Origin of the sequence: Bradyrhizobium algeriense (assembly GCF_003062295.1) — a bacterium.
Lineage (GTDB): Bacteria > Pseudomonadota > Alphaproteobacteria > Rhizobiales > Xanthobacteraceae > Bradyrhizobium > Bradyrhizobium algeriense.
Genome location: NZ_PYCN01000002.1, coordinates 495,139 through 510,763 on the forward strand (window position 1 = coordinate 495,139; position 15,625 = coordinate 510,763).

Consider the following 15,625-nt stretch of genomic DNA (forward strand, 5'->3'; position numbering starts at 1 on the left):
AGGGAGGAGACTACGTCGAAATCAATACTTCGCGATCACCGGGCCGCCGAAGGTGTAGTTCAGGCCGACGCGCAGGACGTGATCGTGGAAGCGCGTGTCCACATCAGCCCTGATCGCGCTCGCCGGCGCGAGCGTGAAGCTACCGGCGCGGAAGCTGTCGAAATCCATGTAGAGGTATTCGAGCTTGGCGCTCCAGTTGTTGGTGATCTTGCCTTCGACGCCGGCACCCACTGTCCAGCCGAAGCGGATATCGTCGTTCGAGGTAACCGAGGCGACGGCAACGCCGGCCGGAGTCACGCCAGCCATCGTGCCGGTGGTCTTGAACGAGCCATAGGCCAAACCACCGGTGCCGTAGAACAGAACCCGGGGAGTTGCGAGCACACCAACGCGGCCGCGCAGGGTGCCGAACCATTCGAGGTGCGAATCCACGGCAAGGCTGGTCCCGGTCACGCCCGGCGGCAGGAACGTCAAGCCGGGAAGGCACGGTCCGCCGACGCCCGTTGCGGCGCAGCGAAACACGCCCCTGCCCTTCTCATCCGACCACTGCGCGTCGGCTTCGATACCGAACACCCAGTTGTTGCTCTGCCAGTTGTAACCGATCTGACCGCCCGCGATCGCGCCGTCCATGTTGTAGCCGGCGTTGGTGATGGAGCCGGCCGGCGGAGCGATCGGCAAGCCAGTGGCGGAGTTGAAATAGGAAACGTCGGAATTGCCGCGGCCCCAGCTATAGCCGGCGTTGCCGCCAATATAGAAGCCGGTCCAGTTCCAGACCTCGACCATGGCCGGCGGTGCCTTGGTGTAGCGCGGAGCCATGTCCGCTGCGGATGCTATCGAAGTTGCAGCCACAATAGCCAGTGCCGAAGCTGCGATTGCCTTGAAGGCTGAAACGCCCATGGAAGCCCCTCTCTGAAAAACCGTTAATTAAATCTGGGATCAACCTAACGCGGAGTCGCCCCCCAATCATGTACGGATCGGCCGTAAATGGCGCTTTTCGGGAACTTGTTGCAAAAATGCCCGAATACGGCCACAACACGCCTCAATCAAAAATTTTCTTTTATTTACAATCAGCTACGGGCGGATGTCCGGTCGCGCAGCAGCGAGAATAGCCACCCCCTGCCAAACAGCAGCAGGATCAAGACGCCGTACACAAAGGCACCCGCCACAATCAGCAGCAGCAACGCGGTCTCATCCCGGAAGGTGTGCATCTGCGCGAAATAGAAGCTGGCGAATCGCGCGATGGCCCAAAGCGCGGCGGCGAGCAGGACACCGGCCGCCGCGAACTTGGCGAGTGAAATCATCCAGGCGCGATCGAGTTCGAGGTAACCTGCCCGCACCGCGAAGAAGAGCACCAGCAACAGATTGACCCATGCCCCGATGGCGGTGGCGAGCGCCAGGCCGATTTGCGCCAGCGCGCCCATCAACGCGACCTTCAGCGCCACGTTGACTGCCACGCCGGTCAGCGCCGCCTTGACCGGCGTGGCCGTGTCGTGGCGGGCGTAGAAGGTCGCGACCGCGCTGCGGATGGTCACGAACGGAATGAGTCCGATCGCGTAAGCGGCCAGCGTGGCACCCGCGGCCACGGCATCCGCTTTCGAGAACGCGCCGCGCGCAAACATCGCGCGCATGATGACGTCAGGCACGGTCAGGAAGGCAGCGACAAACGGCACCGAAAACAACAGCGAGAATTCGAACGCCCGCCGCTGCGCGGCCGACGCACCGCTGACATCGTTCGCGGTGAGGCGCCGCGACATTTCCGGCAACAGCACGGTGCCAATCGCGATCCCGATCACGCCGATCGGCAACTGGTTGAGACGGTCGGCGTAGTACAGCGCCGACAGCGCGCCCGCCGGCAGAAAGGTCGCGATGATAGTGTCGGCGAACAACGCGATCTGCGTTCCCATCGAGCCGATGGTCGCGGGGCCCAGCGCGCGAAAGAACGCGCGGACATCCTCGTCGAGCTTGAACACCGCGAATTTGGGCAGGATGCCGGTCTTTGCCGCGTCACCGGCCAGCAACATGAATTCGAGGATGCCGGCGATCAATACGCCCCACGCGGCGGCGTAGCCCGCGCCCGGAAAGAACGCGGCCAGCGCCAGCGTCGCCATCATCGACAGATTGAGAAAGATCGGCGCGGCGGCAGCACTTGCGAAGCGGTGCATCACGTTGAGCATGCCGCCGTACAACGTCACCAGCGTGATCAGCAGCAGATACGGAAACGTGATCCGCGTCAGTGAGATCGCGAGTTCGCCGCGCGCCGGGTCATCCTTGAACCCCGGCGCGAGGACGGCGATCACCTCCGGCATGAACCACCAGGCCACGACGAGCAGAATCACCTGGACGGCAAACAGCAGCGTGAAGACGCGATCGGCGAACAGCTTTGCCGACGCTTCGCTCTTGCCATGCAGATGCGCATAGGCCGGCACGAAGGCGGCGTTGAAGGCGCCCTCGGCGAAGATCGCGCGAAAATGATTGGGCAGCCGCAGCGCCACGAAGAACGCATCCGCGACGGGACCGGCGCCGAGAATGGCGGCGAGCATGATATCGCGCGCGAAGCCGGTCAGCCGCGAGAGCAGCGTGTAACCGCCGACGGTGAAGATGCGTCCGAGCATGCGCCGCTTCTAGCGCATATTCGCCAAACCGTGAAATCAGGAAGAAAGCGCGCCGCGCACCGCCTCGATCACGCGATCCTGCGTCGCCTCGTCGAGATAGGCGTGAATCGGCAGGCTGATGACATCGTCCGAGAGCTTTTCGCTCACCGGCAGCCCGCCATCCGCCACCGGGAAACTCTTGTACGCGGTCTGCTGATGCATCGATTTCGTGTAGTAGATCATCGTCGGAACGCCCTGCGCCCTCAGCGCTGCCGCAAAACCGTCGCGATCGGTCCCCTTGGGCAGGCGGATGGTGTACTGCGCCCAGATCGAAGTGCATCCGGGAGCCAGCCGCGGCACGGTCACGAAGTTGCCGAGACCGCGCGAATAGCGTTCCGCCACGCGGTTGCGCGCCGCGATCTCGTCCTCGAAAATCTTCAACTTCTCGATCAGCACCGCCGCCTGCATGGTATCGAGCCGTCCGGTCAAGCCAAGGCGCACGTTGTCGTATTTGTCGGAGCCCTGGCCGTGAACGCGGATGCTGCGCAGCGTCTCGGCAAGCTTGTCATCATCGGTAAAGATGGCGCCACCATCGCCGAAGCAGCCGAGCGGTTTTGTCGGGAAGAAGCTGGTCGCGGTCGCAAGTCCCAGAGAGCCGATCCGGCGACCCTTGTAGCTTGCGCCAAAACCCTGGGCTGCGTCATCGAGCACGAACAGGCCCTCGGCCTGTGCTACCTCGGCGATCGCATCATGGTCGGCGCTTTGGCCGAACAGGTCGACGGGGATCACGGCCCGGGGCTTCAGGCCGCGCTGCTTCGCCGTCGCGATGCCACGCCGGAGCGAACCTGCATCCATGTTGTAGGTCGCTTCGTCGACATCGACGAATACCGGCGTCGCGCCGGTCAGCGCCACGGCTTCGCCGGTCGCGCAGAACGTGAACGATGGACACAGGACGGCGTCCCCCGGGCCGACTTCCCTGGCCATCAAAACCATCAGAAGCGCGTCGGTGCCGCTCGCGCAGCTCACGACATGCCTGGCGCCGCAGAAATCCGCCAAGGCCTTCTCCAGCACGGCCACTTCCGGACCATTGATGAAGAGGCAATGGCTGGTCACACGCGAGAGCGCCTCATCAATCGATGTGCCGAGCCGCCGGCGCTGCGAGCCGAGGTCATAGAAGGGAACGGGTTCTGGACGCATGTGCTGGTTCATGTGACCTTGCTGGAATCGGAATGGAGGTTCAGCCGGCGATGCGGCGCGGGCCCTTGCGCACCGCAGAGGCCGCGGGCTTGGCGGGCTGCTCGAGGCAGCGGATCGCGATTTCGAGACTGGCGACGCCCTCGTCGCCGGAAACCGCCGGCACATTGCCGGTGCGGACGGCATCGAGGAATGCGATCAGCTCGGCGCGCAGCGGTTCGTCATGGCCGACCGGCAGATGGCGCATCGAATAGCTGCCGTCGGGCTTGAAGCCGAAGCACTCGGTCACCTGACGCGTCAACAGATCGCCCATCACATATTTGCCGCGGGTCGCAACCGTGACGCTGCGCGCCTTGAACGGCGTCAGCCAGTTGGTGTTGATGTGGGCGAGCACGCCCGAGGCGGTGCGGAACTGTAATAGCGCGATATCCTCGCGCTCGGCGACCGCGCTGGAAAGCTGCGGCTGCACCTCGACGATATCGGATTCGGTGAACCAGCGGATCAGGTCGATATCGTGCACGGCCAGATCGATCACGACGCCGACATTGGACATCCGCGGCGGGAACGGCCCGACGCGGGTGATGCCGATGGAGAGAATATCCTCGCCCGCGATCGCCTGCTTGATCGCGGCGACCGCCGGATTGAAGCGCTCGACATGGCCGACCATCAGCGTCACGCCGGCGCTGCGCGCCGCATTGACGATGTCTTGCCCCTCCTCCACCGTCGAGGCGACCGGCTTCTCGACCAGGATGTGGATGTTGCGTGTGATGCAGGCCAGCGCAATCTCGTGATGGAGATGGGTCGGCGCCGCGATCGTGATGGCGTCGACGCCTTCGTCGAACAGCTCCTCAAGATCGGCGAACGCCCGGCAACCGACCAGCGCAATGGCCCGCGCGCGGTGTTCCGGCAACGGATCGACGATGCCGACCAGCGTCACATCAGGCAGACCTGCCAGCACGCGGGCATGGTTGCTGCCCATCACGCCCGCGCCGACCACGCCGACGCGCAGGCCGCGTTTTGCATCGGTCTTCGCATCAGATGCGGACCCTTTGGAACTCATGATTTGTCGACCCCAAGCAGACTTTAAAGCAGGCTTTGCACCGGTAACGCCCCCGGCGGTTCTCTAGCACGCCGTCACAGATGTGGCGAACGCCATCGACCGTTTCTAGACACGTTTTGATTCAAACAATTACAGTCGCCGGGGACGGTAAAACGACTATTCGCTCAACTGCGCTTGTAGTCGTCCTCGATGCGGATGATGTCGTCCTCGCCGAAATAGCTGCCGGTCTGGACCTCGATCAATTCTAACTGGATCTTGCCGGGATTCTCCAGCCGGTGCACCGCGCCGATCGGGATGTAGATCGATTCGTTCTCGTGCACGGTTTTGACCAGTTCGTTGACGGTGACCTGCGCCGTTCCGCGTACCACGATCCAGTGCTCGGCGCGGTGGTGGTGCTTCTGCAGCGAAAGCCGCCCGCCCGGCTTGACGATGATGCGCTTGACCTGATGACGGTCGCCATTGTCGACCGACTGATAGGATCCCCAGGGCCTGTGCACCCTGATGTGATCCTCGGTCACCTGCGGCGCCACCGTCTTCAGCTTCGCGACCAGCCGCTTCAGCCCGTTGGCGTCCTGTTGCCTGGAGACCAGCACGGCGTCCTGGGTCGCGACCACCACGAGGTCGTCGACGCCTTCGAGCGCGACCAGCGCGCGGTCGGTCGATACGTTGCAATTGCGGGAATCCTCGAACACCGCCACCCCCCGCGCCGCGTTGCCCTCGCCGTCCTTGCCGGACAATTCCCACACCGCATGCCAGGAGCCGACATCGGACCAGCCGCACGCGACCGGCACGACCGCGGCGCGCGCGGTCTTTTCCATCACCGCGTAATCGATCGAGATCGACTTGGCCGATCCGAACGCGGCCTCGTCGAGCTTGACGAATCCGAGGTCGGTGCCCGCCTTCGTCACCGCATCGGTGACGGCCTGGACGCTTTCCGCATCGACCTTGCGATATTCATCCGTCAGGACCACGGCGCGGAACATGAAGTTGCCGCTGTTCCAGAGATAGCCGGCCTCGACATAACCCGCAGCTGTTGCCGGGTCCGGCTTCTCGACAAACTTCGCGACCGCATGGACCTTGCCGGAAATAGCCTCGCCGGGATTGATGTAGCCATATTCGGTGGCGGCGCGTTCGGGCTTCACGCCGAACGTTACGATGTGCCCGGCTTCCGCCGCAGCCAGTCCCTCGCGGCAGGCGGCGCGGAAAGCGGGCGTGTCGGAAACCACGTGATCGGCGGCCAGCGCCAGCACGATCGCATCCTTGTCGCGCGCCTCTGCAAAGGCGGCGCCGGCCGCGATCGCGGGCCCGGAATCGCGCCGCATCGGCTCGAGCAGCACGTCGGCCTCCAGCGCGATCTCCGCCAGTTGCTCGAGCACCATGAAGCGATAGGCGTTGTTGGTGATGATGACGGGCCGTTCGAACAGATCAGCATCAGAAACCCGCAACAGCGTGTCCTGGAACGTCGAGCGCGCCCCGAACAGGGACAGGAACTGCTTGGGGTGAACCTCGCGCGAGGCCGGCCACAGCCGCGTTCCCGCGCCGCCGCACATGATCAGGGGGATAATTCGTCGGTTCATCGGCGTCTCAAATCCTGTAGTGGCCACGATACCAGGCGACAAAATCGGCAAGCCCGTCCTCGATTGAGGTCTGCGGCCTGAAGCCGGTGTCGCGCATCAGTTCCGCGACATCGGCGAAGGTCTCGGTCACGTCGCCGGGCTGCATCGGTAGCATCTCCTTGACCGCCGCACGGCCCAATTCCCGCTCCAGAACTGATACCACATGGGTCAGTTCTTCCGGATGATTATTGCCGACATTGTAAACCCGTGCCGGCGCCCCGGCGCCCTCACCGCCGTCACGCGGGGCCTGGTCGACCAGTTGCAATACGACGCGCGTCACATCGTCGATATGGGTAAAGTCGCGCCGCATCCGGCCGTGGTTAAAGAGCCGGATCGGGGTCCCTTCCACGATCGCTTTGGTAAACAGGAAAATCGCCATATCGGGCCGCCCCCACGGCCCGTAGATGGTAAAGAACCGCAAGCCCGTCACCGGAAGCCGGTACAGATGGCTGTAGGAATGTGCAATCAGCTCATTGGCCTTCTTTGTGGCGGCGTAGAGGCTGACCGGATGGTCGGTTTTGTCGTCCACCGAAAACGGTAGTTTCGTATTGGCGCCGTATACCGACGACGAAGATGCATAGACCAGGTGGCCGCAGCCATGATGCCGGCACCCCTCCAGCACATTGACGAAGCCTTCGAGATTGGCGTCGACATAGGCATGCGGATGGTCGATCGAATGACGCACGCCGGCCTGCGCCGCGAGATGCACCACCTTGGCAAAGCGGTGCCCGGCGAACAGGCGCTCCGTCGATGCGCGGTCGGCGAGATCGATCTGCTCGAACGCAAAGCCCTGCTCCCCGCGCAGTATGTCCAGCCGCGCGCGTTTCAGCGCCGGATCGTAATAATCGTTGAGACTATCGAGGCCGACCACGGCGCGGCCTTCGGCGAGCAGCCGGCGAGCGACGTGGAAGCCGATGAAGCCCGCCGCGCCGGTGACCAATATGGATTGATCCGACATCATATCCCTGAACCTGACACCGGCTCGTCCTCTCCGGTCCGCGCCTCTTTACCCGCGTTGTCGAGGGGGCTGCAACACCTAGCAGCCCCGCTATTGCCAGATCGGCCCGAAAACCATACCAAGGCGCCGAATTGCATCGCTTTTTGCACCCCCTTCTCAAACCCGGCACGGGCGAGATGCGCCGTATCCTGCTTTCGACGTTGAAGATTCTGGTCTCGGCGGCGCTGTTGTATTTCTCGCTGCGCAAGGTCGACCTTGCCGACCTCGGCGCCCGCATCGACGTTTCCAGCCTGGGCTGGATCGGCGTGGCGATTGCCGTGACGTTCCTGCAGATATTCATCGGCGTCCTGCGATGGCGCGAGATCAGCGCGGAGTGCGGCGCGCCGCTGCCGATCAGGCAGGCGATGCGCTTCAATGTGATTGGAACCTTCTTCAACCAGACGCTGCCCTCCTCGATCGGCGGTGACGCGGTACGGCTGTGGTTGGTGGCCCGCAGCGGCGCCGGCTGGCGGGCCGCGACTTATTCCATCTTCGTCGACCGCGCTATCGGCCTGATCGCGCTCGCGGTGATCATCGTCGCGAGTCTGCCCTGGAGCTACCGCCTGATCACCGATCCGCACGGCAGGTCGGCCTTGCTTTTCGTCGATTTCGCAGCCCTTGGCGGCGGCCTCGGATTTCTGCTGCTCGGCCGGCTGCCATGGCCGTGGCTGAAGCACTGGTGGGGCACTCACCACATCCATGCCTGTTCTGTCATCGCCAATCGCGTGCTGTTCAGCCGCGCTCACGGCCCGAAAGTCGCGGTGCTTTCCTTGCTGGTGCATGTGCTTGCCGTCGTCATCGCCTGGTGCGTGGTGCAATCGATCGCAGCCCCCGTTCTGTTCAGCCAGATTTTCCAGCTCGTTCCGCCCGTCATGCTGATCACCATGCTGCCGATCTCGATTGCCGGCTGGGGCGTCCGCGAGGCCACCATGGGGCTGGCGTTCGGTTATGCCGGCCTGATGGCCAACGAGGGCGTCAATATCTCCCTGCTCTATGGCGCGGTATCCTTCATCGTCGGCGCGATCGGCGGGCTGGTCTGGATATTGAGCGCCGAGAAGGCCGCGCAGGGCACGGTGCCCATCGAAGTTCCCAAATAATCTTTCGAGCAACTTTCCACGCGGATAGAATGGCCAGTTCGCAACTACTGCTGTCGTTTGCCGCCGCAGTGCCGGCTATGCTGTTGTCGGGCGTCCTGACATGGGCGATCCGGCCGCTGCTGGTGCGAATAGCGCTGGCGAAACCGAATGCGCGCTCTTCCCATCGGATTCCGACGCCGCAGGGCGGAGGCATCGCGGTGATCGCGGCCACGCTGGTCGCGGCCGTTACGGTCATCGCCTTTGCCGGCACGGCGGAGATCAAAATTCCCGTCGCGGTATTCGGCGCGACGCTGTTCATCGCGGGCGTGGGCTTTGCCGATGACGTCCATTCCATCCCGGTGGTGCCGCGGCTGCTGCTGCAAGGATTAGCCGTCGCGGCAGTGATCCTTGCCGCGCCCGAAAACTTGCGGATCGTTCCGGCCTGCCCGCTCTGGCTCGAGCGCGGCCTGTTGTTGCTCGCAGGCCTGTGGTTCGTGAACCTCGTCAACTTCATGGACGGGCTGGACCTGATGACGGCAGCCGAGATCGTGCCGATCACCGGCGCGCTCGTTCTGCTCGGCTGGCTCGCCGAACTTCCAACGTCAACCACGGTCGCCGCCGCCGCGCTGTTCGGGGCGATGCTCGGATTTGCACCTTTCAACCGGCCGGTGGCGAAAATCTTTCTCGGCGACGTCGGCAGCCTGCCGATCGGTCTGCTGGCCGGCTGGTGCCTGCTGCAGCTCGCCTGGCATCAGCACGTGGCGGCGGCGCTGCTGTTGCCGCTCTATTATCTCACTGACGCCACCGTTACGCTCTTGCGGCGCATCGCCAGGCGCGAACCGTTCTGGGCGGCGCATCGCACCCACTTCTATCAGCGCGCCACCGACAACGGCTTTCCGGTTCGGCGCGTGGTGAGCGAGGTGTTCGCCCTCAACATCCTGCTCGCTGCACTGGCGATCGGCTCGGTCATGACCTCTTCTTCAGCCATTGCCGGCCTGCTTCTCGCCATCGGCGGCATCGCCACGGCGCTGCTGATGTACCGCTTCTCGCGCCGGCAACCCGGCTAATCCGGCTTCTTTCGCAAAAGCTCGCGGATCAGGCTGCAATAGTCGGTCATGGCGATCTCAAAATCGAATCGCCCTGCGATTTCGGCCGCGCGCTCGGCCCGCTGCGGGTCCTTGGCGCCGGCGGCACGACTGATCGTTTTCGCGAGCTCATCGGCTCTGCCGGGTTCGACGACCCAGCCGACATCGTGTTCGGTCACCGTCAACGCCGCCTCGGCACCGGGCTCGGAAACCAGGATCACCGGGCGGCCGATCGCCAGCAGATTGTAGAACCGGCTGGGCACCGATACACCGGCGACGTTCCTGCGGTAGGGAATGATCCAGACATCAGCGGCGGAAAGAAACGTCTCCAGTTGGTCGTCCTCGACGCGATCGACCAGCGTGACATTCGGAAGCTTTGCCTCGGACTGCATCTCGCGCAGCTGATCGAATCCGATTCCCCAGCCCGACAGCAGAAAGTGAATATCCTTGTCGTCGCGCAGCAGGCGCGCGGCCTCGAAGACGATGACGGGATCGTGGGTAAAGCCGAGATTGCCTGACAGACCGACGACGAAGCGGGCGGAAAGCGGACGGCGATACGGATTATCAGGATCGACCGCGCGAACGCCGCGCGCGAGCGTCGCCCAGTTCGGAATGAAATGGATCTTGTCGCTCGTCATTCCGCCATAGCGCAGCAGCAGCTTTTCGGTGTCGCGGCCGATGATGACGACGGCGTCGAGCGCGCGAAACATCAGCGCGTTGAGGCCGCGCATCGCCTTCGCCGGCAACGAATGCGGCTTCAGCATGCCTGCCATGATGAGGACGTCGGGATAGAGATCGTGCATGATCAGCACCGACCTCGCTCCCCTCAGTTTCGCGGCAGCGGCAAACGCATAAGGCAGCATGAAGGGTGCGGGCACCGTGAGCGCGACGTCGCCGCGGCGCAATTTCACCAATAACGCTGCGAACATCCGGATCGTGAACAGCAGTTCGGCCAGAGCGCGCTTGAGCAATGCGGCCTTGCCGGGCATCCAATTCCTAACTTCAACGACTGCAGGCTTTCCGGCGGCCGCTTTGGCGGCGGACCCTGCCGTTCCCGACAGCACCAAGACTTCGGCTTCCCGCGCCGCGCGTTCCGAAATCGCCGCCATGATCGCGGCCGTCGTGCTCGGATCCGGCGGATAATGCTGGCTGACGACGACGACTTTTCCGGACTTCTGCATCATGGCTTTCGAAACGGCCCGCACGGCCGGCGGACACCGAAAAAAGATCAGGCGGCGTTCGAGCCGAACTCGGGCACGGCATCCTTGAGCACCGCGCGGATGGTGGAACGGTCGTCCCGCGCATTCGCCTCCTCCAGCGCCGCGAGCCATTTGCGCAACGTCTGCATCGGCGGCTCGTTCGGCTTGGCCGCCATGATGCCAGCGACCCCGATCTCTACCGGAGGCTCCTCGCTGGCGAACAGGATCTCGTTCAGCCGCTCGCCCGGCCGCATGCCGGTGAACACCACCTCGATATCGATGCCGGGTTCGAGGCCGGACAGGCGGATCATCCGCTCGGCCAACTCCACGATCTTGACCGGCTGTCCCATGTTGAGGACGTAGACGGAAACATCGGGCCGCGCCGGCGTCAGCGCGTGGGTGGCCGCCGTCAGCACGAGATCGCAGGCTTCGCGGATGGTCATGAAGTACCGGACCATGTCCGGATGCGTCACCGTGACCGGGCCACCGGCCTCGATCTGCGCCTTGAATTTCGGCACCACCGATCCGTTGGAGGCCAGCACGTTCCCGAACCGCACCGAGATCAACCGCATATGCGGCTTGCCCTCCGATTGCGTCATCAGGTCATGGTCGAGCGCCTGGCAATACATTTCGGCGAAGCGCTTGGTCAGGCCCAGCATCGAGACCGGCTCGATCGCCTTGTCGGTCGAGATCATCACCATTGCGGTTGCACCCGCCGCCAGCGCGGCGTCGGCGACGTTGACGGAACCGAAGATGTTGGTCTTGACGCCCTCGCTCCAGTCGCGTTCGAGGATCGGCACGTGCTTCAGGGCTGCGGCATGGAACACGATGTCGGGCTTGAATTCCCGCATCAGGTTCATCATCCGGTCACGATCGCGGATATCGGCGATTCGGCCCTCGATCGCCGCATTGGCTGCGCGCGCCGTCAGCGCCTCCGTCACCGCGTAAAGCGCCGTTTCGGAATGCTCGATCACCAACAGCCGCGCGGCGCCGAAGGTCGCGACGCGGTCGCAAATCTCCGAACCGATCGAGCCGCCGCCGCCGGTGACGATCACCGCCTTGCCCTTCACCAGCGCTTCGAGCCGCGCGTAGTCGATCTTCTCGCTCGGCCGCAGCAGCAGGTCTTCGACGGCGACATTGGTCAGCCTCGGCACGTCGCCGCTTTCGAGCGACGGCAGGCGGCTGATGAACAGGCCGAGCCGCTTGGCCCGCATCAGGACCGCTTCGGGGTGCGCCTCGGGTTCGAATGCCGACGGGGTCATGACGACCCGCGAAATCGGCTTTCCGCGTCCGGCATAATCGCGCACCACGTCCTCGACATCGTCGAGCCCGCCGAGCACCGGCACGTTGCGGATCGACTGGCCGCGGTCCGCGGCCGACGGCGACAGCACGCCGACCGGCCAAAGCTGCTTGACTGCGCCGCTCTCGATCGCGCGCAACAGCACCTCCGCGTCGGCGGCGCGGCCGATCAACAGCGTCGACGACGCTCCTTCGGTCCGGGCATGGCGGCGAACGCGCGAGTAGCGGAAATAGCGATAGCCGAAACGGAGCGCGCTCAGCGCGAACACCTGGAGAAACCAGTAGAGCACGATGGTGATGCGGCCGAACAGCACCGGCGCCTTGCCGTTCGATGCCGTGAAAATGAAGGCATAGTCGAGCACGATGAGCGCTACCGTCAGAATACTAGCCACGCGCATGATGTTCAGCGCATCGGGGAGCGAAATGAAACGCCATTTCGTCGTCGTCAGGTTGAAGACGTAGCAGATCACGATGCTGAAGAGGATGAAGAGGGGCAGAATGCGCAGCAATAGCGGCAGCCGGGCATAGAAGGCCTCGCCTCCCTCGAAGCGCAAATAGAAGCTTGCGAGCAGCGCAAACGCGGTCGCCAGCGCATCATGCGCTGCGATCAGGTAATTGCGACGGGTCAGTTGCGAAAGAAGCGTCATTCCGTTGGCCGGCGGCGAAAACGATGGGGATTCGCAGAGCATCCCTCGCCCGCTGATATCTTATCTCCGGCGTGCATGCCAGCAGTCATGGCCGACCAATTCCGACAGGTTCCCCGCCCCCCGCTGAGGGATCCGGCTCGCAGCACCATGCCGCCGGCGACTCCGACGCCGAGCACATACATCCAGCCCTCGTGAAAATCGAACAGATGCGAGTTGAACAGCGACGTGAAGATATTCTGCACGACGACCAGCAGCCCGATCCAGGTGGCGAGCCCGTCGCCGCGAAACAGGAACAGGTGAGAGAACCACATCGCGTACAGTATAACGACGCCGACAATGCCCCATTGAACCGCGACGTTGAGCGTCTGGTTGTGCGGATTTCCGATCACCTCGCTGCTGGCCTGGTAGGAGCCATGCGTGGCGACGCGCTCGAACAGGCCTCGCGTGGCACCGGTGCCGTGGCCGATCAACGGCGCCTCGGCAAAGAAGCCGAGAGATTTCCGCCAGAATTCAAGCCGCAGCCCGATCGATGTCGGAGCATTTTCTTCCTTGTAGAGCCGGTAGTCCCGGGCAAACGTCTCCGCGGTCAGGCGCAATGCCGGCGAGGTCTGCCAGGCCACGGCGGAGAATGCGGCTCCCACGCACAGGATGATGACAATGCTGCGCCACCTCAGATGCAGCAGTGCAAATACCGCGAACATGACCGGCACCGTGACCAGCGCCGTGCGCGACACCACCAGAAACGCCATGTTGACGAAGAAGCCGAGGGCGATGGCGGTAAGCAGCAAGGCCAACGCGATCCGCTTTGCCCGCAGCAGCATGATGATCGGGTAGGCCAGCGCGACTGCGCACAGCGTGAATTCCTGGCTCTGAGCGATATAGTTCTTGACGAAGATGCCGCGCGCCGCGAGTTCGGGAGTCCGCAACGAAAGTTCCGGACGGAGAAACACCATCCAGGACATCAGCATCAACAATGTGCACGAGACGAGGAACGCCGCGAAAACCCACGACCCGCGCTCCGACCGCTCGAAGTGATAGAGCAGAACCGGAAGCACCAAGAATTTCGCGGCCGGGCCCACGGCATAGAGCCTCCCGCCCCAGGCAGCGTCCGACCACAGAGTTCCGACAAGCGTCAGAACAAACAGGGCGATCGGCAGCGCGGATATCGGGCGCATCAACGAGGCCAGAAAGCCCTTCAGCTCAACGGTCGGCGCAACCGTGATCAGAAGGACAGCACCGAAAATACCGACCAGCGAGGTCGACCATGGCAGCGACAGCGCAAGCAGCACTGCAACGATGTCGCTCACCTTCATCCATGCGGCCGGATCGCGCCAGACCGGCAGCGCCTTGGCGATCGACGAGGAAGCTGCGTTGCCGCTCACGCCTTGCCTCCGCGCGCGCGGTCGACCAGCGACGTCGTACTGTGGCCCGCCAGAATGTCGATGAGCACGACCTCGCCGCCGGCAGCCTCGACGATCTCGTGGCCGACGACCTGCTCGCGCGTATAGTCGCCGCCCTTGACCAGCACGCTCGGCCTCACTTTCGCGATCAGGTCGATCGGCGTGTCTTCTTCGAAGATCGCGACGAGATCGACCGCCTCCAGCGCCGCCAGCACTTCGGCGCGCGCCTGCTCGTCCTGAACCGGACGCCCCTCGCCCTTCAGCCGTTTCGTCGAGGCATCGCTGTTGAGTCCGACGATCAGCCGGTCGCAGGCGCGGCGCGCGGCCGTCAGCACCTTGACGTGGCCGGGATGCAGGATGTCGAAGCAGCCATTGGTGAAGCCGATGCGCAGCCCCTGCCGGCGCCAGTCCGCCAGATGTGCATCGAGATCGCCGCCAGCAGGCACGATCTTCTCTTCGGCCGCCAGCGACGCATGCGGCAGGATCTTCCGCCGCAACTCCGCCGGCGTCACGGTCGCGGTGCCCTTCTTGCCGACCGCAACTGCGGCTGCCGCATTCGCCATCCGCAGCGCCGTCTCCCAGTCGGCCCCGGCCGCAAGCGAAAGCGCCAGCACGGCGGCAACCGTGTCGCCCGCGCCCGAGACGTCGCGCACCTTGACCGGCAACGCCGGCACGTGGATCGCCTCGCCGCCGCGCGCCACCAGCGTCATGCCGTGTTCGCTCTGCGTCACCAGCATCGCCTCGCAATCGGCGAGAACCATCGCATCCTGCGCCGCGCCGGCAATATTCAGGTCGGTATCGGCTCGGCTGCGGGTGGCTTCCGCAAATTCCTTGCGGTTGGGCGTCAAGAGCGTGGCGCCGCGATAGATCGCGAAATTGGCGCTCTTGGGGTCGACGATCACGCGCTTGCCGAGCTTCTTCGCGGCGTCGATGATGTTGCGGATGACGCGCGCCGTCAGCACGCCCTTGGCGTAGTCGGACAGCAGCACGATATCGGCGCGCGCGATCTGCGGCAGGATCGCGTCGATCAGCTTTTGCTCGATCTCGGCCGAAGCCGGAACGGCCTGCTCCCAATCCGCGCGCAGCATGTGGGTGGAAAAATGTTCGGAGACAAAGCGCACCTTGCGCGTCGTCGGGCGGGAGGAATCGGAGACCAGCACGGCCTCGATCAACTTCTCCCGCGCCAGATCGGCCTTCAGCTTCGCGCCCGCCTCGTCCTCGCCGACCAGGCCTGCAAAGATGCAGCGCGCGCCGAGAGCGGCGATGTTGCGCGCGACATTGCCGGCGCCGCCGATATTGGTCTCGCTGCGCTGGACCGCAATTACGGGCGCCGGTGCCTCCGGCGAAACGCGCGACACCTCGCCATAGACGAATTCGTCGAGCATGAGGTCGCCGACGCAGAGCACGGTCTGACGCGGGATCGCCTGGCTCAGGGCTTCAAAATCGAACATCTGTCTACCTGGT

At 64.1% G+C, this 15,625-nt stretch carries 12 protein-coding genes; 2 read left to right on the forward strand and 10 right to left on the reverse strand.

Going from position 1 to position 15,625, the window contains the following annotated elements; genetic code table 11:
- Positions 1 to 21: 21 nt before the first annotated feature.
- From C7G61_RS06440 to C7G61_RS06465, 6 genes are all read right to left on the reverse strand, one after another.
- On the reverse strand, positions 22 to 894 hold the full coding sequence (locus tag C7G61_RS06440; protein WP_108513242.1) for an outer membrane protein: 873 nt from the start codon (positions 892 to 894) through the stop codon (positions 22 to 24).
- Between the two features lie 170 nt (positions 895 to 1,064).
- Positions 1,065 to 2,609: a murein biosynthesis integral membrane protein MurJ gene (murJ, locus tag C7G61_RS06445; protein WP_108513243.1), complete on the reverse strand. Its 1,545-nt coding sequence runs from the start codon at positions 2,607 to 2,609 to the stop codon at positions 1,065 to 1,067.
- Between the two features lie 36 nt (positions 2,610 to 2,645).
- On the reverse strand, positions 2,646 to 3,797 hold the full coding sequence (locus C7G61_RS06450; protein WP_108513244.1) for a DegT/DnrJ/EryC1/StrS family aminotransferase: 1,152 nt from the start codon (positions 3,795 to 3,797) through the stop codon (positions 2,646 to 2,648).
- Between the two features lie 28 nt (positions 3,798 to 3,825).
- The gene (locus C7G61_RS06455; protein WP_108513245.1) at positions 3,826 to 4,842 is read right to left on the reverse strand and encodes a Gfo/Idh/MocA family protein; all 1,017 of its coding nucleotides are present in this window, start codon (positions 4,840 to 4,842) and stop codon (positions 3,826 to 3,828) included.
- Positions 4,843 to 5,006: 164 nt separating this feature from the next.
- Positions 5,007 to 6,419: a mannose-1-phosphate guanylyltransferase/mannose-6-phosphate isomerase gene (locus tag C7G61_RS06460; protein WP_108513246.1), complete on the reverse strand. Its 1,413-nt coding sequence runs from the start codon at positions 6,417 to 6,419 to the stop codon at positions 5,007 to 5,009.
- A 7-nt stretch (positions 6,420 to 6,426) separates the two neighbouring features.
- Entirely contained in the window at positions 6,427 to 7,416 is a 990-nt protein-coding gene (locus tag C7G61_RS06465; protein WP_108513470.1) for an SDR family NAD(P)-dependent oxidoreductase, read from the reverse strand.
- 176 nt (positions 7,417 to 7,592) lie between these two features.
- On the opposite strand from C7G61_RS06465, the gene C7G61_RS06470 reads away from it, so the two are divergent.
- Both C7G61_RS06470 and C7G61_RS06475 read left to right on the forward strand, forming a co-directional pair.
- On the forward strand, positions 7,593 to 8,552 hold the full coding sequence (locus C7G61_RS06470; RefSeq protein WP_108513247.1) for a lysylphosphatidylglycerol synthase transmembrane domain-containing protein: 960 nt from the start codon (positions 7,593 to 7,595) through the stop codon (positions 8,550 to 8,552).
- 29 nt (positions 8,553 to 8,581) lie between these two features.
- Positions 8,582 to 9,598 carry an MraY family glycosyltransferase gene (locus C7G61_RS06475; RefSeq protein WP_108513248.1) on the forward strand — a complete coding sequence of 339 codons (1,017 nt, stop codon included), beginning with the start codon at positions 8,582 to 8,584 and terminating at the stop codon, positions 9,596 to 9,598.
- On the opposite strand, the gene C7G61_RS06480 is transcribed toward C7G61_RS06475, so the two are convergent.
- The 4 genes from C7G61_RS06480 to rfaE1 form a co-directional block, all read right to left on the reverse strand.
- Positions 9,595 to 10,797, reverse strand: a complete 1,203-nt coding sequence (locus tag C7G61_RS06480; protein ID WP_244608152.1) for a glycosyltransferase family 4 protein — start codon at positions 10,795 to 10,797, stop codon at positions 9,595 to 9,597. The two genes, C7G61_RS06475 and C7G61_RS06480, sit on opposite strands and share 4 nt — an antisense overlap.
- Before the next feature lie 47 nt (positions 10,798 to 10,844).
- Positions 10,845 to 12,761, reverse strand: a complete 1,917-nt coding sequence (locus C7G61_RS06485) for an SDR family NAD(P)-dependent oxidoreductase (RefSeq protein WP_108513471.1) — start codon at positions 12,759 to 12,761, stop codon at positions 10,845 to 10,847.
- A complete protein-coding gene (locus C7G61_RS06490; RefSeq protein ID WP_108513472.1) occupies positions 12,758 to 14,074 on the reverse strand; it encodes an O-antigen ligase family protein in 1,317 nt (438 codons plus the stop codon). The genes C7G61_RS06485 and C7G61_RS06490 overlap by 4 nt, the downstream gene beginning before the upstream one ends.
- 65 nt (positions 14,075 to 14,139) lie before the next feature.
- Complete coding sequence (gene rfaE1, locus C7G61_RS06495; RefSeq protein ID WP_108513250.1) at positions 14,140 to 15,612, reverse strand: D-glycero-beta-D-manno-heptose-7-phosphate kinase; 1,473 nt, start codon at positions 15,610 to 15,612, stop codon at positions 14,140 to 14,142.
- Positions 15,613 to 15,625: the final 13 nt, after the last annotated feature.

Coding starts and splice junctions, on each gene's coding strand:
- C7G61_RS06440 (WP_108513242.1), bottom strand. CDS start 894: ATGGGCGTTTCAGCCTTCAAGGCAATCGCAGCTTCGGCACTGGCTATT.
- murJ (WP_108513243.1), bottom strand. CDS start 2,609: ATGCTCGGACGCATCTTCACCGTCGGCGGTTACACGCTGCTCTCGCGG.
- C7G61_RS06450 (WP_108513244.1), bottom strand. CDS start 3,797: ATGAACCAGCACATGCGTCCAGAACCCGTTCCCTTCTATGACCTCGGC.
- C7G61_RS06455 (WP_108513245.1), bottom strand. CDS start 4,842: ATGAGTTCCAAAGGGTCCGCATCTGATGCGAAGACCGATGCAAAACGC.
- C7G61_RS06460 (WP_108513246.1), bottom strand. CDS start 6,419: ATGAACCGACGAATTATCCCCCTGATCATGTGCGGCGGCGCGGGAACG.
- C7G61_RS06465 (WP_108513470.1), bottom strand. CDS start 7,416: ATGTCGGATCAATCCATATTGGTCACCGGCGCGGCGGGCTTCATCGGC.
- C7G61_RS06470 (WP_108513247.1), top strand. CDS start 7,593: ATGCGCCGTATCCTGCTTTCGACGTTGAAGATTCTGGTCTCGGCGGCG.
- C7G61_RS06475 (WP_108513248.1), top strand. CDS start 8,582: ATGGCCAGTTCGCAACTACTGCTGTCGTTTGCCGCCGCAGTGCCGGCT.
- C7G61_RS06480 (WP_244608152.1), bottom strand. CDS start 10,797: ATGCAGAAGTCCGGAAAAGTCGTCGTCGTCAGCCAGCATTATCCGCCG.
- C7G61_RS06485 (WP_108513471.1), bottom strand. CDS start 12,761: ATGACGCTTCTTTCGCAACTGACCCGTCGCAATTACCTGATCGCAGCG.
- C7G61_RS06490 (WP_108513472.1), bottom strand. CDS start 14,074: ATGAAGGTGAGCGACATCGTTGCAGTGCTGCTTGCGCTGTCGCTGCCA.
- rfaE1 (WP_108513250.1), bottom strand. CDS start 15,612: ATGTTCGATTTTGAAGCCCTGAGCCAGGCGATCCCGCGTCAGACCGTG.